Here is a 23,346-nt window from a genome sequence, read left to right as displayed (position 1 = left end):
GGTTTCGAATAGGACGATGCGCACGTATAGCCTTTCTGCGGCCGCGTAAAACTAGTCTGGAGGTCGCTGTGACGACGTCGGTGATTGTTGCTGGAGCCCGTACTCCCGTTGGCAAGTTGATGGGTTCGCTGAAGGATTTCTCGGGCAGTGACCTGGGCGCGGTGGCCATCGCCGGCGCGCTGGAGAAGGCCTTCCCGAATATTGATGGGCCGGCACAACTGGTCGAGTACGTGATCATGGGCCAGGTGCTGTCCGCAGGCGCCGGCCAGATGCCTGCGCGTCAGGCTGCCGTGGCCGCCGGGATCGGCTGGGACGTGGCTTCGCTGACGATCAACAAGATGTGCCTGTCCGGCATCGATGCCATCGCGTTGGCCGATCAGCTGATCCGCGCCGGGGAGTTCGATGTGATCGTCGCCGGTGGTCAGGAGTCGATGACGCAGGCGCCTCATCTGCTGATGAACAGCCGCTCTGGGTACAAGTACGGCGACGTCACCGCGCTCGACCACATGGCCTACGACGGGCTGCACGACGTGTTCACCGACCAGCCGATGGGCGCGCTCACCGAGCAGCGCAACGACGTCGACAAGTTCACCCGCGCCGAGCAGGACGCATTCGCCGCCGAATCGCACCAGAAGGCCGCCCGGGCCTGGAAGGACGGGGTGTACGCCGACGAGGTCGTGCCGGTGAAGATCCCGCAGCGCAAGGGTGATCCCATCGAGTTCACCGAGGACGAGGGCATCCGCGCCGACACCACCGCGGAGTCGCTGGGCGGGCTGCGGCCGGCGTTCCGCAAGGACGGCACCATCACCGCCGGGTCGGCGTCGCAGATCTCCGATGGTGCGTGCGCTGTCGTGGTGATGAACAAGGCGAAGGCCGAGGAAATGGGTCTGACCTGGCTGTGTGAGATCGGCGCGCACGGCGTCGTGGCCGGACCGGACTCCACGCTGCAGAGCCAGCCCGCCAACGCGATCAAGAAGGCCGTCGCCAAGGAGGGCATCTCGCTCGACGACCTGGATGTCATCGAGATCAACGAGGCCTTCGCGGCGGTCGCGCTGGCCTCGACGAAGGAACTCGGAATCGACGGCGAGAGGGTCAACTCCAACGGCGGCGCCATCGCGATCGGCCACCCGATCGGCATGTCGGGCGCCCGGATCACGCTGCACGCAGCACTGGAACTGGCCCGTAAGGGGTCGGGCTACGCCGTCGCCGCGCTCTGCGGTGCCGGCGGTCAGGGCGACGCGCTCATCCTGCGCAGGCCGTGACGTTCGCCGCAGTCAACGACGCTGTGTAGTAGCTGAAGGCTCTCTTCGGGCACAATGACGTTTATGGCCGCCGACACAAGCGCATATGACCTCCGCACTGCCGCGGGATGGTTCCGGTTGATCGCCTTCGCGGAGGCCCTCAGCTGGGCCGGCCTGCTGATCGGGATGTACTTCAAGTACGTCGGATCGCCGCAGACCGAGATCGGCGTCAAGATCTTCGGGCCGATCCACGGCGGCATCTTCGTCGCGTTCCTGGCCGCCGCGCTCGTCGTCGGCATCGCGTTCAAATGGAGCGTCGGAACGTGGTTGCTGGCGTTGCTGGGCAGCATCGTGCCATTGGGCAGTGTGATCTTCCTCATATGGGCTGATCGGAGCGGGCGTATGGGTGCTCCCACCGGCACTGCGCAGGTCTCCGCCGGGATCGGTCAGGCGGGCGCGTCGGTACCCGAAACGACGTGACAGACTTGTCGGTGTGACACGACCTGGACCCCGAATCTCGTCGGCCATGGCCGGTGCCGTCGACCTGTCGGCGCTCAAGCAACGGCCTTCCTCCGCCGGTGAAGGCGCCGCGAGTGGCGGCCCAGGCGGCGTGGAGGTCACCGAGGCCAACCTCGAAGCCGAGGTGCTGGTCCGGTCCACCGAGGTGCCCGTCGTCGTGCTGTTGTGGTCACCACGCAGCGACGCCAGCGTCCAACTGGGCCAGGCGCTGAGCTCTCTGGCCGCCGCAGACGGTTCGAAGTGGACGTTCGCGACGATCAACGTCGACACCACCCCGCGCGTGGCTCAGATGTTCGGCGTCCAAGCGGTGCCGACCGTGGTCGCACTCGCGGCGGGTCGGCCGGTGTCGAGCTTCGAAGGACCGCAACCGCCCGAGCAACTGCGGCGGTGGATCGACTCGCTGTTGAACGCCGTGGCCGGAAAGCTCGGCGGCGGAGGAGAAGACGACGGCGCCGAAGAGGTCGTCGACTCCCAGGTCGAGCAGGCGCGTGGATTTCTGGACGCCGGCGATTTCGAGGCGGCACGCACCGCGTATCAAGCCATCCTCGACGGAGATCCCAACCACGCCGAGGCCAAGGGCGCGGTCCGCCAGATCGGGTTCCTACAGCGCGCGACCACCCACCCGCAGAACGCTGTGGCGCTGGCCGACGCCGCACCCGGCGACATCGATGCGGCGCTGGCCGCCGCCGACGTGGAGATCCTGCAGCAGGACGTCGCGGCGGCGTTCACCAGGCTGACCAATCTCGTCCGGCGCACCGCTGGCGACGACCGGACGGCGATCCGCACCCGGCTGATCGAACTGTTCGACCTGTTCGACCCCGCCGACCCCGAGGTGGTCGCGGGCCGTCGCAATCTCGCGAACGCCCTCTACTGATCTCGCGCGGAGACTAGACGGGCTCGAACCACAGGGCCGAAAGCGGCGGAAGAGTCATGACCGCCGATGCGGGCCTGCCGTGCCACGGCTCGTCGGTCGCCTCGACAGCACCGTAGTTCCCGATGCCCGAACCGTGGTAGGTGTCGGAGTCGGTGTTGAGCACCTCGCGCCAGGTTCCGGCGTGCGGCAGTCCCAGTCGGTATCGCGCGTGCTCGGTGCCCGAGAAGTTGAAGACGCACGCCATCATCGAACCGTCGTCGCCGAAGCGCAGGAAGCTCAGCACGTTGTTGGCCGAGTCGTTGGCGTCGATCCAGGAGTAGCCCTCGGGCTGGGTGTCTCGCGACCACAGCGCGCGGCGGCTGGAATAGATCCCGTTGGTGTCGGTCAGCATGCGCAGGATGCCGTCGGAGAATCCCTGCTCGTCGAGCTGGAACCAGTCCACGCCGCGTTCCTCGGACCATTCGGCACGCTGGCCGAATTCCTGTCCCATGAACAGCAATTGCTTGCCCGGGTGTGCCCACTGGTAGGCGAGCAGGCTGCGGATGCCTGCGGCCTTCATGTGGTCGTTGCCCGGCATGCGGCCCCACAGCGTGCCCTTGCCGTGCACCACCTCGTCGTGGCTGATCGGCAGCACGAAGTTCTCGCTGAACGCGTAGAGCAGCGAGAAGGTCAGCTCATGGTGGTGGTAGCTGCGGTGGATGGGATCACGCTTGATGAATTCAAGCGTGTCGTTCATCCAGCCCATGTTCCACTTCATCGAAAAGCCAAGTCCGCCAAGGTTGGTCGGGCGGGTAACGCCGGGCCATGACGTCGACTCCTCGGCGATGGTGACGATGCCGGGATTGATCTTGTGGACGGTCGCGTTCATCTCCTGGAGGAACTGCACCGCCTCGAGGTTCTCGCGGCCGCCGTAGATGTTCGGCGACCAACCGTCCGCGGGACGCGAGTAGTCGAGATACAGCATCGACGCCACGGCGTCCACGCGCAGCCCGTCGACGTGGTATTCCTGCAGCCAGTACAGCGCGTTGGCGACCAGGAAGTTGCGCACCTCGGCCCGGCCGAAGTCGAAAACGTAAGTGCCCCAGTCCAACTGCTCGCCGCGCCGCGGGTCGCCGTGTTCGTAGAGCGCGGTGCCGTCGAAGCGGCCGAGCGCCCAGGCGTCCTTGGGGAAGTGCGCGGGGACCCAGTCGACGATGACGCCGATGCCCGCCCGGTGGAGCTTGTCGACGAGGTAGCGGAACTCGTCGGGGGAGCCGAACCGTGAAGACGGCGCGTAGTACGACGTGACCTGGTAGCCCCAGGATCCGCCGAACGGGTGCTCGGCGACCGGCAGCATCTCGACGTGGGTGAACCCGTGCTCGAGCAAATAGTCGGTGAGCTGGTCGGCCAGCTCGGTGTAGCTCAGCCCGGGACGCCACGACCCCAGATGGACCTCGTAGGTGCTCATCGGCTCGAAGACCGGATTACGGAGCGCACGCCGGCTCATCCAGTCGTCGTCGTCCCAGGTGTAGCCGCTCTCGAACACCTTCGACGCGGTCTGCGGCGGGATCTCGGTGGCGAACGCCATCGGATCCGCACGGTCGGTCACCGACCCGTCTGCGCCGTGAATGCGGAACTTGTACAGCCCGCCTTCGGGGAAGTTCGGCCAGAACAACTCCCACACACCGGTCGACCCGAGGACACGCATCTGCGCCTCGTTGCCCCAGTGATTGAAGTCGCCGGTCACGCTGACGCCCTTGGCGTTCGGCGCCCACACGGCGAACGAGACACCGGTGACATCGCCGTCGGGAGTGCTGAAGGTGCGCGGGTGCGCGCCCAGAATCTCCCAGAGCCGCTCATGCCGTCCTTCGGCGAACAGGTGCAGGTCGATCTCGCCCAGCGTCGGCAGAAAGCGATACGCATCGGCGACGGCGTGCACGAACGCCGACTCGTCCTCGGAGTACTTGATCTCGAACCGGTAGTCGATGAGGTTCGTGAACGGCACCGCGACCGCGAACAGGCCTGACTCGACGTGCTGCAGCGGGTAGCGGGTGCCGCCGATCACCGCGACGACCTCGGCGGCGTGGGGGCGGTAGGCCCGGATCACCGTGTGGTCGTCGAACTCGTGCGCGCCGAGGATCGCGTGCGGGTCGTGATGTTCACCGGACAACAGCCGGTTGAGGTCAGCGGTGTGCGGCCTCAGATGCGGGCTGTCGATCTGGTTCTTCAGGTTGGACGCGTTGGTCATGTCGTCACTCCCTACGCAGAAGGTTGGATCGTTGGTCGACGGGGATCTGGGGCATGTTGAGAATGTGTGCGACGGCCCGCGCCGGCTCGATTCGCACGTAATTGCTCTGGCCCCACTGGTATTCCTCGCCGGTGATTTCGTCGCGCACCCAGAAGCGGTCCTGCTGGTCCATTCCGAGTGCGCCCATGTCGAGCCAGAGGATGCCCTCCTCCGGCCCGAAGGCGTTCAGCGTCACCACGACCAGCACCTGGTCGCCGGAGACGGGATCGAACTTGCTGTAGGCGAGCAGCGCGTCGTTGTCGATGTGGTGGAACGTGATGGTGCGCATCTGCTGCAGCGACGGGTGCCAGCGCCGGATCTCGTTGAGCCGCGTGATGAACGGCTCGAGCGACTCGCCGTCGGCCAGCGCCGCCTCGAAGTCCCGCGGCCGCAATTCGTACTTCTCGGAGTTCAGGTACTCCTCGCTGCCTTCTTTGACGGCCTTGTGCTCGAACAGCTCGAACCCGGAGTAGACGCCCCACGTCGGGCTCATCGTCGACGCGAGCACTGCCCTGATGGCGAACATGCCGGGCCCGCCGTACTGCAGGCTCTCGTGCAGGATGTCGGGGGTGTTCACCCAGAGGCTCTGCCTGCTGTAGTCGGCGTGCTCGGCGATCGATTCGCCGAACTCCTGCAGCTCCCACTTGGCGGTGCGCCACGTGAAGTACGTATAGGACTGTGTGTAGCCGAGTTTGGCGAGCCCGAACAGCCGCGCCGGGCGGGTGAACGCCTCGGCGAGGAACAACACGTCGGGGTCGATGTTCTTGACCTCGCCGATTAGCCACGCCCAGAAGTTCGGCGGCTTGGTGTGCGGGTTGTCCACGCGAAAGACCTTGACCCCGTGCGAAACCCAGAACTTGACGACCCGCAGCACTTCCTCGTAGAGGCCCGTCGGGTCATTGTCGAAGTTGAGCGGATAGATGTCCTGGTATTTCTTCGGCGGGTTCTCCGCGTAGGCGATCGTGCCGTCGGGGAGCACGGTGAACCACTCCGGATGATCGCGGGCCCATGGATGGTCCGGCGCGCACTGCAGCGCCAGGTCGAGTGCGACCTCCAGGCCTTCGTCGCGCGCGGCGCTGACGAAATCATCGAAGTCCTCGATGGTGCCGAGGTCGGGGTGTATCGCGTCGTGGCCGCCCTCGTCGCTACCGATCGCCCACGGAGACCCGACATCGCCCGGCGCGGCGGTGACGCTGTTGTTGCGCCCCTTGCGGTGCACCTTGCCGATCGGGTGGATCGGCGGCAGGTAGACGATGTCGAAGTTCATCCGCGCGACGCGCGGCAACGCCTTCGTCGCGGTGGCGAAGGTTCCGTGCACGGGATGTCCGGCCTGGTCCCAACCGCCCGTCGACCGGGGGAAGAACTCGTACCAGGAGCTGAATCGGGCCAGCGGGCGGTCGACCCACACGCCGTGCTGCGTGCCCCGGGTGATCAGCTCCCGCAGCGGGAACTGGTCGAGCAGCGCGGTGATCTCGGGGGCGAGGGCGGCGCCCGCGCGATAGAACGGGTCACCCGGCTCCCGTAGCCGGGCGGCCGCCTCGGCGAGCGGATAGCGGTCCTGACGGGGGACGCCGGTCGAGGCGCGATCCAGCAGTTTCGCGCCGATCAGCAGGTCGTTGTCGAGTTCGCCTTCGCTCTGGCCTGCGTCGAGTTTGGCGATCACGTTCTTTCGCCACGTGGCGATCGGGTCACTCCAACCGTCGACGCGGAAGGTCCACAGCCCCACGGCGTCGGGGCTGAACTGCCCGTGGAACACATCAGGAGTGCGGCCGGGCGCCATCGGCAGGGCGGTCGGCTTGCCGCGTCCCTTGAGGCTGACGACTTCCTGGATGGGCACCGCTTCGGTGCCGCGGACCCGTCCGGGCGGCTCTTCCGCCAGGGGTGGGTAAGAGTTGCCGTGATAGCGCACGACCAAGGTGGCGGCCACCGCGTCGTGGCCCTCCCGCCACACGGTCGCGGACACCGGCAACACCTCACCGACAACCGCCTTCGCGGGAAACCGCCCGTTGGACACCACGGGCTGGACGTCATCGATCTCGATACGACCGGCGGTCACTTTCGACTCTCCCTACCACTCGAACATGCTGCGGCATACACCGCACTCGTCGTTGTCTGGTCTCGTCTGCAGGTCGATCGGCACTGATCTATCACTAGTCGCGCCTATACCCACCGTAGTGTCCGGCTCAACCTTCTGTCGGTCATCCAACGCGCCACATGTGACCCACCGACAGCAGTAACGTGGAGACGCGTGAAAGCACTCCGGCGATTCACCGTCCGCGCCCACCTTCCCGAGCAGTTGGCCGCCCTCGAGCGGCTTTCCATCAATCTGCGCTGGTCATGGGACAAACCGACGCAGGATCTGTTCGAGGAGATCGACCCTCAGATCTGGGCCCACGTCGGTGCCGATCCCGTCGCGCTTCTCGGGCAGGTCACGCCCGCGCGGCTGGAGGAACTCGCCGGTGACCAGGCGTTCATCGGCCGTCTCGACGCGCTCGCCGCAGATCTGGACAACTATCTGACCAGGCCGCTGTGGTACCAGCAGCTCGCCGGGGAGCAGCCCGCCGAGCTGCCCAAGGGCATCGCGTATTTCTCGATGGAGTTCGGTGTCGCCGAAGTGCTGCCCAACTATTCGGGCGGTCTCGGGATCCTGGCTGGAGATCATCTGAAGTCGGCATCGGATCTTGGGCTGCCGCTGGTGGCCGTCGGCCTCCACTACCGATCCGGATATTTCCGGCAGTCGCTGACCGCCGACGGCTGGCAGCACGAGAACTACCCCTCGCTGGATCCGCAGGGTCTGCCGCTGCGTCAGCTCACCGACGCACAGGGTGACGCCGTGCTGATCCAGCTCGCGTTACCCGGAGGAGCACAGCTGAACGCGCGGATCTGGATTGCGCAGGTCGGCCGAATCCCGTTGCTGCTGCTGGATTCCGACATTCCGGAGAACGACCACGAACTGCGGTCGGTCACCGATCGGCTCTACGGCGGCGATCAGGAACACCGGATCCGGCAGGAGATCCTCGCCGGCATCGGCGGCGTGCGGGCGATCCGGGCGTTCACCGAAATCGAGGGACTTCCGGCGCCCGAGGTGTTCCACATGAACGAGGGGCACGCCGGATTCCTGGGCGCCGAGCGGATCCGCGAGCTGATCGAGGCGGGCCTCGGCTTCGACACCGCGTTGGCGGTCGTCCGGGCGTCGACGGTGTTCACGACGCACACACCGGTGGCCGCGGGTATCGACCGCTTCCCGGTCGAGATGGTGGAGCGCTACTTCGGGCCGGAGCCCGGCGGGCCGTCGGTCGGCGGCTCGCGGCTTCTGCCCGGTGTGCCGTTGGAACGCATCATCGCGTTCGGCGCGGAGGACGACCCGACGAAATTCAACATGGCCCATATGGGGCTGCGGCTGGCGCAGCGCGCCAACGGGGTGTCCCTGCTGCACGGGCGGGTCAGCCGAGAGATGTTCAACGAGCTGTGGGCGGGATTCGATCCCGCTGAGGTCCCGATCGGTTCGATCACCAACGGTGTGCACGCGCCGACCTGGGCAGCCCCACAGTGGTTGCAGCTCGGGCGGGAACTGATCGGCAGCGTGGATCTGAGTTCGTTGAGCGAACCGGAAACCTGGCAGCGCCTGCAGGAGGTCGACCCGGGCCACATGTGGTGGATCCGTTCGCAACTGCGTGAAGCGCTGATCGAGGATGTGCGTGCCAGAGTGCGCCGATCGTGGCTGGAGCGTGGTGCATCGGAGGCTGAATTGCGCTGGATAGCAACGGCTTTCGATCCGAACGTGTTGACGATCGGGTTCGCGCGGCGGGTGCCCACCTACAAGCGGCTGACGCTGATGCTGCGCGACCCCGAGCGGCTGGCGAAGCTGCTGCTCGACGAGGAGCGTCCGATCCAGCTGATCGTCGCAGGCAAGTCCCATCCGGCCGACGAGGGAGGCAAGGCGCTGATCCAGCAGGTGGTGCGGTTCGCCGATCGCGAAGATCTGCGACATCGCATCGCGTTCCTGCCGGATTACGACATGTCGATGGCGCGCAAGCTCTATCACGGCTGCGATGTGTGGCTGAACAACCCGTTGCGCCCGCTGGAGGCATGTGGCACCTCCGGGATGAAGAGCGCGCTCAACGGCGGACTGAACCTGTCGATTCGCGACGGTTGGTGGGACGAGTGGTACGACGGCGAGAACGGCTGGGAGATCCCCACCGCAGACGGTCTTGCCGATGAGAGCCGTCGCGACGACCTCGAAGCCTCTGCGCTGTACGACTTGCTGGAGCGCGCGGTTGCGCCGAAGTTCTACGACCGCAACGAAAGTGGCGTTCCGGTGCGGTGGGTCGAGATGGTCAGGCACACACTGCAGGTGCTCGGTCCGAAGGTGCTCGCATCGCGGATGGTTCGCGATTACACGCAGAAGTACTACCTGCCCGCGGCTCAGGCGCTACGTCAGGTGATCGAGCCGGGGCGGCCCGACGTCGCCGAGTATGCCGTGCCCTTCGGCGCGGCCTTCGAGCTCGCGGAGTACCGCCACCGGGTGCGGCAGGCCTGGCCACAGGTCAAGATCACGGAGGTGGACAGCTACGGGCTCCCCGACGTCCCGCTGCTGGGTTCGGAGCTGACGCTGACGGCGCTCGTCGACCTCGGCGGCCTGCGTGCCGACGAGGTGACCGTCCAGGCCGTCTTCGGTCGGGTCGACGGGGGCGATGCGCTGGTGGACCCGGACTGCGTACCGATGACCCACACCGGTACGGCCGACAACGGAGGTGAGACCTTCACCGCGACGACGCCGCTGCCGTTCGCCGGCTCCGTGGGTTACACGGTGCGGGTGCTCCCACATCACCGACTGCTCGCCGGCGACAACGAACTCGGTCTGGTCACGCTGGCCTGACGTGCCTGGCCGCGGTGCGGGCTCTCAGGAGAAGCGTTTGAAGCACTGCTCCTCGTCGCCGAGCACGCCGACGCGGAATGCATCGATGCGGGAGAAGCCGGCGGGTACCGACTCTCCGTTGACGTCGCTGGCCGCCAGTCCGTTGGTGAGGATCCCGGACACGGCCTCGTCGATGTCGCCGGCGGTCAGCACCAGGGTGTGCCCGTCGGGGGTTGTGACGTCTTTCGACATCTTCACCGTCGCAACCCCGGTCAGGCATGCGGTCCGCAACGCGGTCTCGGCGTTGTCGAGCGCCACCCCGCCGCGTTCGTGCTGGATCGCCAGCGTGTAACGCGACATCAGCACCGAATACGCCATGTTGTCGCCGGTGGCCAGGGACGAACCGTCATCCGGATCGGCCTGGGCACCCAGCTCTTCGAGCCCAGGAAGGTCGACGACGATCGTGTTGGTCGCGGGGCAGAACGACGCAGGCGGGCTCGGGCGGGCATCGGCGCAGTTCTCGGCCTCGTCGGGTTCGAAGCTCAATGCGGGCGGATTCTTCGGGGAGAACAGCACCCCTAGCACGTCGACGATCGAGCGGACCGACTGCTCGTCGACCGTGTACTCGCCGGTCTCGTCCTCGGGCAGCAGCACCGGCAGGTTGCCGCGCCGCTGGCCGATCTCCCGCATGTCGATGGCCGCGCACGCCGACGGTCCGTCGGTGAAGCCGAACTGGAACGCCGAGAGCCGTTCGAACGCCGAGCCGTGCTCGTCATACCCCACGTCCGGGTCGCCCTCGTTGAGCACCGGATCGCGGAACGAGATGACGCCTGCCAGAACATTGTTGAGCCCTTCGCCGGTGCTCAACGAGAAGCGCTGTGACGAATCCTCGGCGACCCAGCGCATGTAGGCTCCCGCGAAACAGTCGGCCTGTTGTTCGGCGACCAGAGTTTCGGTGCTGTCCTTGGACAGCGCGGCGAGCCGGGCTACGGCGTGGCCGTATTCGTGGGCGAGGACCATCACCACACCCATGTCGCCGTGCGCATCCTGCAGGCTGGGCAGCAGCTCACCACGGTCCCAGCCGATCGTCCGGTCGTCGTAGCAGTACCCCGCGTTGACCAGCCCGTAGGTGCCTTCGCCGCAGAACTCCCCGTCGAAGCCGTTGGCGTCCCACGAGATCAGCTCGGCGACCGGCCGAAACGGTTCACCGAACGTCTCCTCGTAGGCGATCGCCCAGAAGTCCTCGATGTCGCTGATGGCGCTCGCGGCCAGTTCGTCAATCGCGCCACCGTCGGTGCCCTCGACGTCGCGGGCCGGGCCTTCGGCGTTGGGGCGCAAGCCGGTCGGACCGTCGGTGGCCGGCATTCCGGCGACGCTGAACGGATCGTCGAACACCGAAACAGCCTTGCCCTGCAACGTCGTTGAGCACGCGGAGCCCATCAGCACGGCACACACCGCGATCGTCGCGCCGACGAGGCGCCTCGGATTTCTCGACGGGCTCATGGACGCCGCCTTTCGGTAGTGGCGCACTCGCTCGCGCCGAACTCCCGCCAGAATAGTGAATTCCCGCCGCCGACTGCGCTTATCGCGAGACTCGACCTCAGTCGGCGTCGCGCAGACGCGCGAGGGCGGCCCGGACGGCCGCGCTGTCCGTCGTCGCCCAGAACGGTGGCAGTGACGCCCGGAGGAAGCCGCTGTACCGCGCGGTCACCATCCGGGAATCGAGTACGGCCACGACGCCACGGTCGTCGACGCGCCGCAGCAGTCGGCCGGCACCCTGAGCCAGCAGCAGGGCGGCATGACTGGCCGCCACGGCCATGAACCCGTTGCCGCCGCGTGCCGCGATGGCCCGCTGCCTGGCCGTCAGGAGCGGATCGTCGGGGCGCGGGAACGGAATCCGGTCGATCAGCACCAGCGACAGAGAGGGGCCCGGAACGTCGACCCCCTGCCACAGCGACAACGTCCCGAACAGCGATGTCTGCGGATCGTCGGCGAACCGTTCGACGAGGGCCGAGGTCGTGTCGTCGCCCTGACACAGCAGAGGGGTGCGGAGTCGTCCACGTAACACTTCCGCTGCGGCCTTGGCCGCGCGCATCGACGAGAACAGGCCCAGGGTCCGGCCGTCCGCTGCCTCGATGAGCGCGGTGATCTCGTCGAGTTGCTCGGCCGAACCCGTTCCGTCGCGTCCGGGCGCGGGTAGGTGCGCGGCCACGTAGAGGATTCCCGACTTCGCGTGGTCGAAGGGTGAACCGACATCGAGCCCGCGCCACCCCGCGTCGGCGTCAGCCTTGCCACCGGAGAGCCCCCACGCCGATGCCATCGCCTCGAAGCTGCCGCCGATGGTCAGCGTCGCGGACGTCAGTACGGCTGTCGCTTGCCCAAAGAGCCTGCTGCGCAACAGTCCTGCCACCGACAGCGGCGCGACGCGCAGGATCGTGCGGCTGCCCGACCGGTTGTCCTCGTACTGTTCGAGCCAGACGACATCGGTGCGGTCGGGGATGGCGGGTACGAAGGAGTCGAGGATCCGGGATGCGGTGTCGGCCACGTCCGACAGCGCGGTGGAGGCTTCCGCGCGCGCCGAGGTGGTCTTCGGGTCGTTCGGCGCGGTGTCGACCGCGGTGCGCGCCGCGTGTGCGGCGTCGCGCAGCATCGTCAGATAGCTCGCCATCTCCTCGTCGAGCACGTCGATCCGCCCCGGGCGGGCGTCGAAGATCGCCGACGTGAAGGTCGCGGACGCGGCGTCGAGCCGCTCGGCGAGTTCGGGGCCGATGATGCGGGAGGCGCGCCGCTGCGCGATACCCAGCGATGTGGCCGAGAGCTCGGCGGTGGCCACCCCGGTGACGCGGTCGACCAGTTCATGCGCCTCGTCGACGACGAGCAGGTCGTGCTCGGGCAGGACATTCGCGTCGCCGATCGCATCGATGGCCAGCAGCGCGTGATTGGTGACGACGACATCGGCCTGCCCGGCGCGATCCCGCGCGCGCTCGGAGAAGCAGTCCGTGCCGAACGAGCAGCGGGACACCCCGATGCATTCGCGCGATGACACGCTCACCTGCGACCACGACCGGTCCGGGACACCCGGCTTCAGCTCGTCACGATCGCCCGTGGACGTCGATTCGGACCACTCGGTGAGCCGCTGTACGTCGCGCCCCAGCGCACTGGCGGCAACGGGGGAGAACAGCTCCTCCTGTGGCACGTCGTCAGGCTCGGTGGCCGCCGACCCATTGTGAATCTTGTTGAGGCACAGATAGTTTCCCCGGCCTTTGAGCAACGCGAAGACAGGCCGTCTGGGTAGCGCGCCTGTCAGCGCGTCGGCCAGCCGCGGCAGGTCGCGGTCGACGAGCTGGCGTTGCAGGGCGATCGTCGCGGTCGACACCACGACCGGCTGGTTGTCGTCGAGCGAATGCGCGACGGCGGGAACCAGATAGGCGAGCGACTTGCCGGTGCCCGTACCCGCCTGCACGGCCAGGTGCTCGCCGGTGGTGAACGCACGCGCCACGGCCTGCGCCATCGCGATCTGGCCGTCGCGTTCGGTGCCGCCCAGCGCGGCTACCGCCGTGGCCAGCAGTTCGGTGACCTCCACCGGACCTACCCTCTGCCGCGCGTCGGCGCGATCATCCGGGTCGGGATCGCCGCGTCACCCTTCGACAGCGCGAGCCCGTCCCACGGCAGGCTCAGCAGTCCGTCGGCGACCCTGGCGCGGGCGGCGTCGAGCCCCAGCTCGGCGACAGGTTCGCCGTTGCGGACCAGCGGGACGGTCAAGGTGCGCGCGTCGGCATCATCGGGGATCGCGGGCGGCTGACCCGCCGGGTGGACGACCTCTTCGACGATGGTGCCCGATGCCCTGGCCAGTCGCAGCGCCTGCTTGCGGCCCCCGTGGGATTCCTTGTGGCTGCTTCGCTTCTCGACGGGAATGCCGTCCACCTCGACGAGCTTGTAGACCATGCTCGCCGTCGGGGCACCCGATCCGGTGACCACCGACGTGCCCACGCCGTACATGTCGACCGGCTCGGCGCGCAGCGCGGCGATCGCGAACTCGTCGAGGTCCCCGGACACCACGATGCGGGTCTTCGTCGCGCCGAGGCTGTCGAGTTGCTCGCGCACCTGACGGGCCAGCACACCGAGGTCGCCGGAGTCGATCCGCACCGCCCCAAGCTCCGGCCCGGCGGCCTCGACGGCGTTCGCCACGCCGGCGGTGATGTCGTAGGTGTCGACGAGCAGGGTCGTGCCGACGCCCAATCGGTCGACCTGCGCCCGGAAGGCCGCCTTCTCCCAGTCCGACGTCGTGCCACCGTCGGCGGTCGTGTGCAGCAGCGTGAAGGCGTGGGCGCTGGTGCCCAGGGCGGGCACCCCGTGGCGACGCTGGGCCTCCAGGTTCGACGAGCCGGTGAACCCCGCGAGATATGCCGCTCGGGCCGCGGCGACGGCGGCCTGCTCGTGGGTGCGCCGTGAGCCCATCTCGATCAGTGCACGCCCGGCCGATGCGGAGACCATGCGCGCCGCGGCCGAGGCAACGGCGGTGTCGTGGTTGAAGATCGACAGCGCAAGGGTTTCGAGGATGACGCATTCGGCGAACGTGCCGTGCACCGACAGCACGGGGGAGCCCGGGAAATAGAGCTCGCCCTCGCCGTAGCCGTCCACGTCGCCGGCGAAGCGGTATCCCTCGAGGTACTCCAGCGACTCGGGATCGAGGAAGTCCTGCAGTGCGCTCAACTCGTCGGTGCCGAACCTGAACGCCTGCAAGGCTTCCACGAATCGAGCCGTGCCCGCGGTGACGCCGTATCGCCGTCCCTCGGGAAGCCGGCGGGCGAACACCTCGAAAGAACTCCGCCGATGTGCGGTGCCGTCGCGCAGTGCCGCGGCCAGCATCGTCAGTTCGTACTTGTCGGTCAGCAAGGCCGTCGACTCGGGGGCCGGGTTCACAGCCCAACCGTAGCCGGTTCGGTGCACCTTCAGATCAGCACTTTCGGCCCCGGTATCCTGGCCCCATGGTGACGCCGGCGAAGGCCCGACCGGGAACTCGCGAGGACCGCGACGTCCGGGAGGACGCCACCGCCGACACACCCTGGGTAACCATCGTCTGGGATGACCCCGTCAACCTGATGACCTACGTGACCTACGTATTCCAGAAGCTGTTCGGCTACAGCGAACCGCACGCCACCAAGTTGATGATGCAGGTGCACAACGAGGGCAAAGCGGTGGTGTCCGCGGGTAGCCGGGAGTCGATGGAAGTCGACGTGTCCAAGCTCCACGCCGCGGGGCTGTGGGCGACACTCCAACAGGACCGCTGAAGATACTGCGGACGCGAGGAGCGAGAAAGGCACTGTGCGCAAATGGAAGCGGGTCGAGAGTCCCGCAGGCCCTCGGTTCCGATCGGCTCTTGCCGCTCATGAAGCGGAGCTGCTGAGCAGCCTCGTCACGTCGCTGCTGGGGATGCTCGACGATCGGGAATCTTCTGGTCCGGTCGACGAACTCGCCGAGATCACCGGCATGCGTACGGGCAATTCCTCTCCGCCGCAAGACGATACGATGAAGCGGCTGCTGCCGGACTTCTACCGGCCCGCCACCGAGCACCCTGCCGGGTCGGGCACCGCGGAGAGCTTGAACAGCGCGCTGCGCAGCCTTCACGAGCCCGCCATACTCGATGCGAAACGCGAAGCGGCGCAACGCTTATTGGATACCGTGCCCTCTGCCGGGGGAAAGTTCGAACTGTCCGAGGACGACGCGCATGCCTGGGCGTCAGCGGTCAACGACGTGCGACTCGCGCTGGGCACGATGCTCGACATCGGCTCCGACGGGCCCGACCGGTTGCCGGGTGACCATCCGATGGCCGGGCACCTCGACGTCTACCAGTGGCTGACGGTGCTGCAGGAGTATCTGGTGATCTGCCTGATGGGGCGGACGCGGTAATGAGCGGCTCGATCGCCGACGTCGGCGGCATCCGCGTCGGCCACCACCACAGAATCGACGACGACGCCGAACTCGGTTCGGGCTGGGCCACCGGCACCACCGTCATCCTGACGCCGCCGGGAACCATCGGCGCCGTCGACGGCCGCGGCGGTGCGCCCGGCACCCGGGAGACCGACCTGCTCGACCCGAGCAACTCGGTGCGCCACGTCGACGCCGTCGTCCTGACCGGCGGCAGCGCGTTCGGACTGGCCGCCGCCGACGGCGTCATGACATGGCTCGAAGAACAGGATCGCGGCGTGGCCATGGACGGCGGCGTGGTGCCGATCGTCCCGTCCGCGGTGATCTTCGATCTTCCCGTCGGAAGCTGGCAGTGCCGCCCCACCGCCGAGTTCGGCTACCGCGCGGCGGCCACCGCGACGACGGACGTCGGGATCGGCACGGTCGGCGCCGGCGTCGGCGCCCGCGCCGGTGTCCTCAAGGGCGGTGTGGGCACGGCGTCGGTCACCCTCGAATCCGGCGTGACCGTCGGCGCGCTCGTCGTCGTCAACTCGGCGGGCGATGTCGTCGATCCCGGCACCGGGTTGCCATGGCTGGCCTCGCACATCGAGGAGTTCGGGCTGGTGCCGCCGCCCGCGGACCAACGTGTCGCCTATGCCGACCGCCGTGGCGAGCTCAGCCCGCTGAACACCACGATCGCCGTCGTCGCCACCGACGCGGCGCTGAGCAAGGCGGCGTGCCGCCGCGTGGCGGTTGCGGCGCAGGACGGACTGGCGCGCACGATCAACCCATGCCACACCCCGCTCGACGGTGACACCGTGTTCGCGCTGGCCACCGGTGCCGTCGAAGTGAACCCGGATCCGACGACGCCGGCGTCGATGACGCCGGAACTGCCGCTGATGACCGCCGTCGGCGCCGCCGCGGCGGACGTTCTGGCGCGCGCGGTGATGGTGGGAGTGCTGGCCGCTGAGGCGGTCGCAGGAATACCGACATACCGTGGGCTGTTGCCTGGAGCGTTTGAGTGAAGGGATTTCCAGCTTGCTGACCATTCGTGCCGACCTGGTTGAGGCGATGGTGAAGCATGCCCGCGCGGACCATCCCGACGAGGCGTGCGGCGTTATCGCCGGGCCCGAGGGCTCCGACCGTCCTGAGCGGTTCGTTCAGATGGTCAATGCCGAGCGTTCCCCGACCTTCTATCGATTCGATTCCGGGGAGCAGCTGAAGGTGTGGCGGGCGATGGACCAGGCCGACGAGGCGCCCGTCGTGATCTACCACTCGCACACCGCCACCGAGGCCTACCCGAGTCGCACGGACATCTCGTATGCCCAGGAGCCTGACGCCCACTACGTGCTGGTGTCCACCCGCGACCCCGACGAACACGAGCTCCGCAGCTATCGGATCGTGGATGGGGTCGTCACCGAGGAGCCCGTGACCATCGTCGAGCAGTACTAGAAGTCGAGCAGTACGAGAAAAGGAATCACCCCATGGCCGTAACCGTGTCGATCCCGACCATCCTGCGCACCCACACCGGCGGCGAGAAGCGCGTCTCCGCCTCCGGCGAGACGCTGCAGGCCGTCATCACCGATCTCGAGTCCAACTACTCGGGAATTTCGGAACGTCTCATCGACTCCGACAATTCAGGCAAGCTGCACCGCTTCGTCAACATCTACGTCAACGACGAGGACGTTCGCTTCTCCGGCGGGCTCGACACCGCGATCTCCGACGGTGACTCGGTGACGATCCTGCCGGCCGTGGCAGGAGGCTGACCTTGGCGCGGCACGATTCTCTTCTGCAGGCTCTCGGTGACACGCCGCTGGTCGGTCTGCCCCGGCTGTCGCCTTCCTGGGACGGCTCACCGCACGTGCGGCTCTGGGCCAAGCTGGAGGACCGCAATCCGACGGGCTCGATCAAGGACCGGCCGGCGCTGCGGATGATCGAGGACGCCGAGCGCGCGGGGAAGCTGGCGCCGGGAGCCACGATTCTGGAACCCACGAGCGGCAACACCGGGATCTCGCTGGCGATGGCCGCGCTGATCAAGGGCTACCAGATGATCTGCGTGATGCCGGAGAACACGTCGATCGAGCGCAGGCAGCTCCTGGAGCTCTATGGTGCGCGCATCATCTTCTCACCTGCCGAAGGCGGCTCCAACACCGCTGTCGCGCACGCCAAAGAGCTTGCGGCGCAGAACCCTTCGTGGGTGATGCTGTACCAGTACGGCAACCGGTCCAATGCGGCCGCACACTATGACGGCACCGGGCCGGAATTGCTGGCCGACCTTCCTGAGATCACGCACTTCGTCGCGGGCCTCGGCACGACGGGGACGTTGATGGGCACGGGACGTTTTCTGCGTGAGAACGTGCCCGGCGTGCAGATCGTGGCCGCCGAACCGCGGTACGGCGAGGGCGTGTACGCGTTGCGCAACATCGACGAGGGCTTCATCCCCGAGTTGTACGACCCCGACGTGCTGACCACCCGCTTCGCGGTGGGCTCCTACGACGCGGTGAAGCGGACCCGGGAACTCGTCCAGGTCGAAGGCATCTTCGCGGGGATCTCCACGGGCGCGATCCTGCACGCCGCACTGGGCATGGCGGCCAAGGCGGTCAAGGCGGGCGAGCGCGCCGACATCGCCTTCACGGTGTGTGATGCGGGCTGGAAGTATCTGTCGACCGGCGCGTACGCCGGTAGCCTGGATGACGCGGAGGACGCGCTGGAAGGGCAACTTTGGGCATGACGAACACCGGTGGATATTCCGCGCTGCCCTCGGAGCCCAAGAAGCGGCCCGCCTGGGTGGTCGGCGGCATCACCATCGCATCGTTCGTCGCCCTGCTCTACATCATCGAGGCCTACGACTCCGTCACCGGACATCGCCTCGACAGCAACGGAATTCGGCCCCTGGAGACCGATGGCCTCTCGGGCATCCTGTTCGCGCCGCTGCTGCATTCGAACTGGGAACACCTGATTGCGAACACCGGTCCCGCACTGGTGCTCGGATTCCTGATGACGCTGGCGGGGTTGTCCCGGTTCATCTTCGCGACCGCGATCATCTGGATCCTGGGCGGCCTCGGAACCTGGTTGATCGGCAACATCGGTGCGCCGCAATACAACGGGATGGTCGTAGAGACCAACCACATCGGCGCGTCCGGACTGATCTTCGGATGGCTGACATTCCTGATCGTGTTCGGGTTCTTCACCCGCAAGATCTGGGAGATCGTCACCGGCGTCGTCGTCCTCATCATCTACGGCAGCATCCTGCTCGGCGTGCTGCCCGGCACGTTCGGCGTCTCGTGGCAGGGCCACCTCTGTGGCGCGGTCGCCGGCGTCCTCGCCGCGTATCTGCTGTCCGGACCCGAACGCAAGGCGCGTGCGTTGCGGCGCCCGGTCCGTCCACCGTCTCTGAACACATGACCGCGGATCCGACGGCGCCGATCGGCATCTTCGATTCCGGTGTGGGTGGGCTCACGGTCGCCCGCGCGGTGATCGACCAGTTGCCCGACGAGGACATCGTCTACGTCGGCGACACCGGTAACGGTCCGTACGGGCCGCTGACGATTCCCGAGATCCGCGCCCACGCGCTCGCGATCGGAGACGACCTTGCCGGGCGGGGCATCAAGGCGCTCGTCATCGCGTGCAACTCGGCGTCGTCGGCCTGCCTGCGCGATGCCCGCGAGCGCTACGCGCCGATCCCGGTCGTCGAGGTGATCCTTCCCGCGGTGCGGCGAGCCGTCGCCGCGACGCGCAACGGCCGGATCGGCGTCATCGGAACGGCCGCCACGATCGCCTCCGGCGCCTACCAGGATTCGTTCGCGGCGGCCCGCGACATCGAGGTGTTCGGCGTGGCATGCCCCCGGTTCGTGGATTTCGTCGAGCGTGGCGTCACCAGCGGACGTCAGGTGCTCGGTTTGGCCGAGGGCTACCTCGAACCTCTGCAGCGCGCGGAGGTCGACACCTTGGTGCTCGGTTGCACGCACTATCCGATGTTGTCGGGGCTGATTCAGCTCGCGATGGGCGATCACGTGACGCTGGTGTCCAGCGCCGAGGAGACCGCCAAGGACCTGCTGCGCGTGCTCTCCGAGCGGGAGTTGCTGAAACCGCACCCGGGGGATCCGGCTCCGCCGCCGCGCCGGATCTTCGAGGCGACGGGCGACCCCGAGGCGTTCACCGCCCTCGCGGCCCGGTTCCTTGGGCCCAGCCTCGACGGCGTCCGGCCTGTTGCTCGTCACGTCGGCAGCAGAACATGACGTTCGTCGCCCAAACCTGCGATGTTTTCGCCACGCCGATCTTGGGCATGGCAAGCTAGTGAGCGTGCGAATCACCGTACTCGGTTGCTCCGGCAGTGTTGTCGGTCCTGATTCGCCCGCGTCCGGATACCTCGTCACCGCCCCCGACACCCCGCCGCTGGTGCTCGACTTCGGCGGCGGCGTTCTCGGTGCACTTCAGCGCCACGCGGATCCGAACTCTGTGCACGTGTTGCTGTCACATCTGCATGCCGACCACTGCCTGGATTTGCCCGGGCTGTTCGTCTGGCGCCGGTATCACCCGACGCCGGCCCCGGAGCGCGGCTTCGTCTACGGGCCCGCGAACACGTGGGCACGGCTGGGAGCCGCATCGTCGCCCGAGGGCGGCGAGATCGACGATTTCACCGACATCTTCGACATCCGCCACTGGGTCGACAATCAGGCTGTCGAGATCGGCGCGCTGACGATTCTGCCGCGCCTGGTCTGTCATCCGACGGAGTCCTACGGGATGCGGATCACCGATCCGGCCGGGGCCACCGTCGTCTACAGCGGTGACACCGGATACTGCGATCAGCTCATCGAACTTGCCCGCGATGCCGACATCTTCTTGTGCGAGGCGTCCTGGACGCATTCGCCGTCGCGCCCGCCGCGGCTGCACCTCTCGGGTACGGAAGCGGGTCGCGCCGCCGCGCGCGCCGGCGTCCGCGAGTTGCTGCTGACCCACATTCCGCCGTGGACGTCGCGCGAGGACGTCATCAGTGAGGCGAAGGCCGAATTCGACGGCCCGGTGCATGCCGTGGTGTGCAACGAGACGTTCGAGGTCTCCCGCTCCTGAAAGGCCTGTCTGCGTGACCGGCTAGGGTTGGCCCGTGTCCAGACGAGAAGACGGCCGGCTCGACGACGAACTGCGCCCGGTCACCATCACCCGCGGTTTCACCAACCACCCGGCGGGGTCTGTCCTGGTGGAGTTCGGTCAGACCCGCGTGATGTGCACCGCGAGCGTCACCGAGGGCGTGCCCCGCTGGCGGAAGGGCTCCGGCCAGGGCTGGCTGACCGCTGAATACGCGATGCTGCCCGCCGCCACCCACGATCGTTCGGACCGGGAGTCGGTCAAGGGCCGCGTCGGTGGGCGTACCCAGGAGATCAGTCGCCTGGTCGGTCGCTCGCTGCGCGCGTGCATCGACCTGGGTGCGCTGGGGGAGAACACGATCGCGATCGACTGCGACGTGCTGCAGGCCGACGGCGGTACCCGCACTGCTGCGATCACCGGCGCATACGTCGCGCTCTCGGATGCCGTCACCTACTTGGGTGCGGCGGGCAAACTGTCCGATCCGCGGCCGCTGTCGTGCGCGATCGCCGCGGTGAGCGTCGGTGTCGTCGACGGCCGGGTCCGTGTCGATCTGCCCTACACCGAAGATTCGCGCGCCGAGGTCGACATGAACGTCGTCGCCACCGACACGGGCACGCTCGTCGAGATCCAGGGCACCGGCGAGGGTGCGACGTTCCCGCGCTCGACGCTGGACAAGATGCTCGACGCCGCGATGGCCGCCTGCGATCAGCTATTCGAGATCCAGCGCGCCGCATTGGAACTGCCGTACCCGGGAGTGCTTCCCGAATCCGGAGAGCCCACAAAGAAAGCTTTCGGAAGCTGACGCGCCTACTGGTCGCCTCGCGCAACGCGAAGAAGCTCGCGGAGTTGCGCCGGGTGCTCGACGCTGCCGGGCTCTCGGGCGTGTCCCTGTTGTCCCTCGATGACGTGCCGGCATTCGACGAAGCGCCGGAGACGGGTGCGACGTTCGAGGAGAACGCGTTGGCGAAGGCCCGAGATGCTTATGCGGCAACGGGATTGCCTTCTGTCGCCGACGATTCCGGCCTTGAGGTGGACGCTCTCAACGGCATGCCGGGTGTGTTGAGCGCGCGGTGGTCGGGGCGGCACGGCGACGATCCGGCGAACACCGAACTACTGCTCGGCCAGCTCCGTGACGTGCCGGATGAGCGGCGCGGGGCGGCGTTCGTCTCGGCGTGCGCGTTGGTCTCAGGGCCGGGGGAGTCCGAGTCGGCTGTGGTCCGCGGGGAGTGGCGCGGCAGCATCGTGCGCGAGAACCGCGGCTCCGGCGGGTTCGGCTACGACCCGGTTTTCCTGCCTGCAGGTTCTGACAGGACGGCGGGCGAGCTGAGCCCGGCCGAGAAGGATGCCGCGTCGCATCGCGGTCGGGCGTTGGCGTTGCTGCTGCCAGCACTGCGTTCGCTGACCGCGGACGCGAGGAGCACAGAAGACAGCTGAGGTTGTGTCACGCGGTGTAGCAACCACGCCATCGGAATCGTGATCGCGAGTGTGGCCAGGATCAGCCCCGGCATCGATCCGGTGAACAGCGGCCAGCGCAGCACCAGGTTCATCGTCACGGCCATCACCACGACGTGGACGAGGAAGATCTCATAGGAGATCTCGCCGAGCCACACCATCGGCCGGCTCGACAGCATCCGCGAGTAGGAATCGTTGCCGCCGAGCGCTATTGGCGCGACGGCCAGCGTTGCGATCGCCGCGTACAGCAGCGATTTCGCCACGGGCGTCCACGCCGGGTCCGGCCCGGCGAGGGTGCCGCCGAGGGATGTCGACACCGTCAGGTAAAGCACGCAGGCCAGGGGGATCGCAATGACCGCGGCGCACCGCGCGCCCATCTCGGCCAGCACTGCGAGCGCCATCCCGCCCGCGAACCAGGCGAAATGAGCCGGCAGCCACATTCCCGCCGAGTTGGGCAGTGCGTCGACGACGGGGACAGCGAAGATCCAGATCGGCGACACTGCGGCCAGCACGACGATGCCGGCCAACGCGCGCCGGGGCCGCCATGTGCCGCGGCACAGCACACGCAGGATGAGGAACGCCAGCAGTGGCAGCGCGAGATAGAACGACACCTCGACAGCCAGACTCCACATCTGCGACAGCCCCGGATGCAGCATGGTCACGAGGTAGTTGTCCTCGTAGATCTGGGTGAAGGTCAGATGGCGCAGCAAGCCGTGCCAGGTCTGGCCGGGGTTCGGGCCGGGCGTGAAGACGGTGTAGATCTCGAAGGCCGCGACCACCGTGATCAGGTATGCCGGCACGATGCGGCGGAATCGATGCCAGCCGTAGAGGGTCACCCTCGGAGCGCGATGGCCCTGCGCGATGGCGCGCACCCACGGCCGGAAAAGCAGGAATCCGGAGAGCACGAAGAAGATCGCCACCCCGATCTCCAGGCGCGCATACATGGTGCCGAGATAGCCGTGCGCGAGGTAACCGGTCGCGAACGCCGCGTGGGTGCCCACGACGAGCAGTGCCGCGACGGCGCGCAGGCCGGTCAGGGCGGGATCTCGGGAAGGCCCCGAACTACGAGGGGACGAAGCGCTGCGCGAGCCCGCCGGGGCGGCGCCGCAGCGCTCGCCGAGGCTGGCTGACATCGGGTTCGAGT

At 67.6% G+C, this 23,346-nt stretch carries 20 protein-coding genes and 1 pseudogene; 15 read left to right on the top strand and 6 right to left on the bottom strand.

Going from position 1 to position 23,346, the window contains the following annotated elements; all coding sequences use genetic code 11:
- Nucleotides 1-68: 68 nt before the first annotated feature.
- The 3 genes from P9A17_RS29180 to P9A17_RS29170 all read left to right on the top strand — a co-directional run bounded on the left by P9A17_RS29180 (nucleotide 69) and on the right by P9A17_RS29170 (nucleotide 2,634).
- Entirely contained in the window at nucleotides 69-1,262 is a 1,194-nt protein-coding gene (locus P9A17_RS29180; RefSeq protein ID WP_278042257.1) for an acetyl-CoA C-acetyltransferase, read from the top strand.
- 63 nt (nucleotides 1,263-1,325) lie between these two features.
- Nucleotides 1,326-1,721 carry a DUF3817 domain-containing protein gene (locus P9A17_RS29175; RefSeq protein WP_278042256.1) on the top strand — a complete coding sequence of 132 codons (396 nt, stop codon included), beginning with the start codon at nucleotides 1,326-1,328 and terminating at the stop codon, nucleotides 1,719-1,721.
- A 13-nt stretch (nucleotides 1,722-1,734) separates the two neighbouring features.
- Nucleotides 1,735-2,634: a tetratricopeptide repeat protein gene (locus P9A17_RS29170; RefSeq protein ID WP_278042255.1), complete on the top strand. Its 900-nt coding sequence runs from the start codon at nucleotides 1,735-1,737 to the stop codon at nucleotides 2,632-2,634.
- A gap of 13 nt (nucleotides 2,635-2,647) precedes the next feature.
- Here P9A17_RS29170 and glgB read toward each other — a convergent pair whose 3' ends face one another.
- Complete coding sequence (gene glgB, locus P9A17_RS29165; RefSeq protein WP_278042254.1) at nucleotides 2,648-4,861, bottom strand: 1,4-alpha-glucan branching protein GlgB; 2,214 nt, start codon at nucleotides 4,859-4,861, stop codon at nucleotides 2,648-2,650.
- 4 nt (nucleotides 4,862-4,865) lie between these two features.
- On the bottom strand, nucleotides 4,866-6,956 hold the full coding sequence (locus tag P9A17_RS29160) for an alpha-1,4-glucan--maltose-1-phosphate maltosyltransferase (protein WP_278042253.1): 2,091 nt from the start codon (nucleotides 6,954-6,956) through the stop codon (nucleotides 4,866-4,868).
- Nucleotides 6,957-7,148: 192 nt separating this feature from the next.
- On the opposite strand from P9A17_RS29160, the gene glgP reads away from it, so the two are divergent.
- Nucleotides 7,149-9,779 (top strand): alpha-glucan family phosphorylase, encoded by a 2,631-nt coding sequence (gene glgP, locus P9A17_RS29155; RefSeq protein ID WP_278042252.1) that lies wholly within the window; start codon nucleotides 7,149-7,151, stop codon nucleotides 9,777-9,779.
- A 24-nt stretch (nucleotides 9,780-9,803) separates the two neighbouring features.
- Here glgP and P9A17_RS29150 read toward each other — a convergent pair whose 3' ends face one another.
- The 3 genes from P9A17_RS29150 to P9A17_RS29140 all read right to left on the bottom strand — a co-directional run bounded on the left by P9A17_RS29150 (nucleotide 9,804) and on the right by P9A17_RS29140 (nucleotide 14,681).
- Complete coding sequence (locus P9A17_RS29150) at nucleotides 9,804-11,261, bottom strand: peptidase (RefSeq protein WP_278042251.1); 1,458 nt, start codon at nucleotides 11,259-11,261, stop codon at nucleotides 9,804-9,806.
- 97 nt (nucleotides 11,262-11,358) lie between these two features.
- A complete protein-coding gene (locus P9A17_RS29145) occupies nucleotides 11,359-13,341 on the bottom strand; it encodes an ATP-dependent DNA helicase (RefSeq protein WP_278042250.1) in 1,983 nt (660 codons plus the stop codon).
- Between the two features lie 5 nt (nucleotides 13,342-13,346).
- Nucleotides 13,347-14,681: a nicotinate phosphoribosyltransferase gene (locus P9A17_RS29140; protein WP_278042249.1), complete on the bottom strand. Its 1,335-nt coding sequence runs from the start codon at nucleotides 14,679-14,681 to the stop codon at nucleotides 13,347-13,349.
- A 65-nt stretch (nucleotides 14,682-14,746) separates the two neighbouring features.
- Between P9A17_RS29140 and clpS the strand changes: the two genes are divergently transcribed.
- The 11 genes from clpS to rdgB are packed head-to-tail and all read left to right on the top strand — an operon-like array spanning nucleotide 14,747 to nucleotide 22,184.
- On the top strand, nucleotides 14,747-15,049 hold the full coding sequence (gene clpS / locus P9A17_RS29135) for an ATP-dependent Clp protease adapter ClpS (RefSeq protein ID WP_278042248.1): 303 nt from the start codon (nucleotides 14,747-14,749) through the stop codon (nucleotides 15,047-15,049).
- Between the two features lie 34 nt (nucleotides 15,050-15,083).
- Entirely contained in the window at nucleotides 15,084-15,668 is a 585-nt protein-coding gene (locus P9A17_RS29130) for a DUF2017 domain-containing protein (protein ID WP_278042247.1), read from the top strand.
- On the top strand, nucleotides 15,668-16,690 hold the full coding sequence (locus tag P9A17_RS29125; RefSeq protein ID WP_278042246.1) for a P1 family peptidase: 1,023 nt from the start codon (nucleotides 15,668-15,670) through the stop codon (nucleotides 16,688-16,690). Before P9A17_RS29130 ends, P9A17_RS29125 begins: the two co-directional genes overlap by 1 nt.
- Before the next feature lie 13 nt (nucleotides 16,691-16,703).
- A complete protein-coding gene (locus tag P9A17_RS29120; protein WP_278042245.1) occupies nucleotides 16,704-17,117 on the top strand; it encodes a M67 family metallopeptidase in 414 nt (137 codons plus the stop codon).
- A gap of 32 nt (nucleotides 17,118-17,149) precedes the next feature.
- A complete protein-coding gene (locus P9A17_RS29115) occupies nucleotides 17,150-17,431 on the top strand; it encodes a MoaD/ThiS family protein (protein WP_278042244.1) in 282 nt (93 codons plus the stop codon).
- A 2-nt stretch (nucleotides 17,432-17,433) separates the two neighbouring features.
- Nucleotides 17,434-18,396, top strand: coding sequence for a cysteine synthase (locus tag P9A17_RS29110; protein WP_278042243.1), 963 nt, complete (start codon nucleotides 17,434-17,436; stop codon nucleotides 18,394-18,396).
- Nucleotides 18,393-19,070, top strand: a complete 678-nt coding sequence (locus P9A17_RS29105; protein ID WP_278042242.1) for a rhomboid family intramembrane serine protease — start codon at nucleotides 18,393-18,395, stop codon at nucleotides 19,068-19,070. Before P9A17_RS29110 ends, P9A17_RS29105 begins: the two co-directional genes overlap by 4 nt.
- Complete coding sequence (gene murI, locus P9A17_RS29100; protein ID WP_278042241.1) at nucleotides 19,067-19,903, top strand: glutamate racemase; 837 nt, start codon at nucleotides 19,067-19,069, stop codon at nucleotides 19,901-19,903. The genes P9A17_RS29105 and murI overlap by 4 nt, the downstream gene beginning before the upstream one ends.
- A gap of 58 nt (nucleotides 19,904-19,961) precedes the next feature.
- Nucleotides 19,962-20,735, top strand: a complete 774-nt coding sequence (locus P9A17_RS29095; protein WP_278042240.1) for a cyclic nucleotide-degrading phosphodiesterase — start codon at nucleotides 19,962-19,964, stop codon at nucleotides 20,733-20,735.
- Between the two features lie 34 nt (nucleotides 20,736-20,769).
- Nucleotides 20,770-21,552 carry a ribonuclease PH gene (rph, locus tag P9A17_RS29090; RefSeq protein WP_278042239.1) on the top strand — a complete coding sequence of 261 codons (783 nt, stop codon included), beginning with the start codon at nucleotides 20,770-20,772 and terminating at the stop codon, nucleotides 21,550-21,552.
- Nucleotides 21,549-22,184 carry an RdgB/HAM1 family non-canonical purine NTP pyrophosphatase gene (gene rdgB / locus P9A17_RS29085; RefSeq protein ID WP_278042285.1) on the top strand — a complete coding sequence of 212 codons (636 nt, stop codon included), beginning with the start codon at nucleotides 21,549-21,551 and terminating at the stop codon, nucleotides 22,182-22,184. Before rph ends, rdgB begins: the two co-directional genes overlap by 4 nt.
- Nucleotides 22,185-22,213: 29 nt before the next feature.
- On the opposite strand, the pseudogene P9A17_RS29080 reads toward rdgB, so the two are convergent.
- Nucleotides 22,214-23,335, bottom strand: a pseudogene (locus tag P9A17_RS29080) (acyltransferase); the annotation flags it as partial.
- Between the last annotated feature and the right edge of the window lie 11 nt (nucleotides 23,336-23,346).

The sequence above is a fragment of the Mycobacterium sp. 236(2023) genome (assembly GCF_029623955.1).
Lineage (GTDB): Bacteria > Actinomycetota > Actinomycetes > Mycobacteriales > Mycobacteriaceae > Mycobacterium.
This window is presented reverse-complemented; position numbering and strand designations above follow the sequence as displayed.

Bases quoted from the DNA above. Each gene is read 5' to 3' on its own strand.
- P9A17_RS29175 (WP_278042256.1), top strand. From the start codon at position 1,326: ATGGCCGCCGACACAAGCGCATATGACCTCCGCACTGCCGCGGGATGG.
- glgB (WP_278042254.1), bottom strand. From the start codon at position 4,861: ATGACCAACGCGTCCAACCTGAAGAACCAGATCGACAGCCCGCATCTG.
- P9A17_RS29150 (WP_278042251.1), bottom strand. From the start codon at position 11,261: ATGAGCCCGTCGAGAAATCCGAGGCGCCTCGTCGGCGCGACGATCGCG.
- clpS (WP_278042248.1), top strand. From the start codon at position 14,747: ATGGTGACGCCGGCGAAGGCCCGACCGGGAACTCGCGAGGACCGCGAC.
- P9A17_RS29125 (WP_278042246.1), top strand. From the start codon at position 15,668: ATGAGCGGCTCGATCGCCGACGTCGGCGGCATCCGCGTCGGCCACCAC.
- P9A17_RS29115 (WP_278042244.1), top strand. From the start codon at position 17,150: ATGGCCGTAACCGTGTCGATCCCGACCATCCTGCGCACCCACACCGGC.
- P9A17_RS29105 (WP_278042242.1), top strand. From the start codon at position 18,393: ATGACGAACACCGGTGGATATTCCGCGCTGCCCTCGGAGCCCAAGAAG.
- murI (WP_278042241.1), top strand. From the start codon at position 19,067: ATGACCGCGGATCCGACGGCGCCGATCGGCATCTTCGATTCCGGTGTG.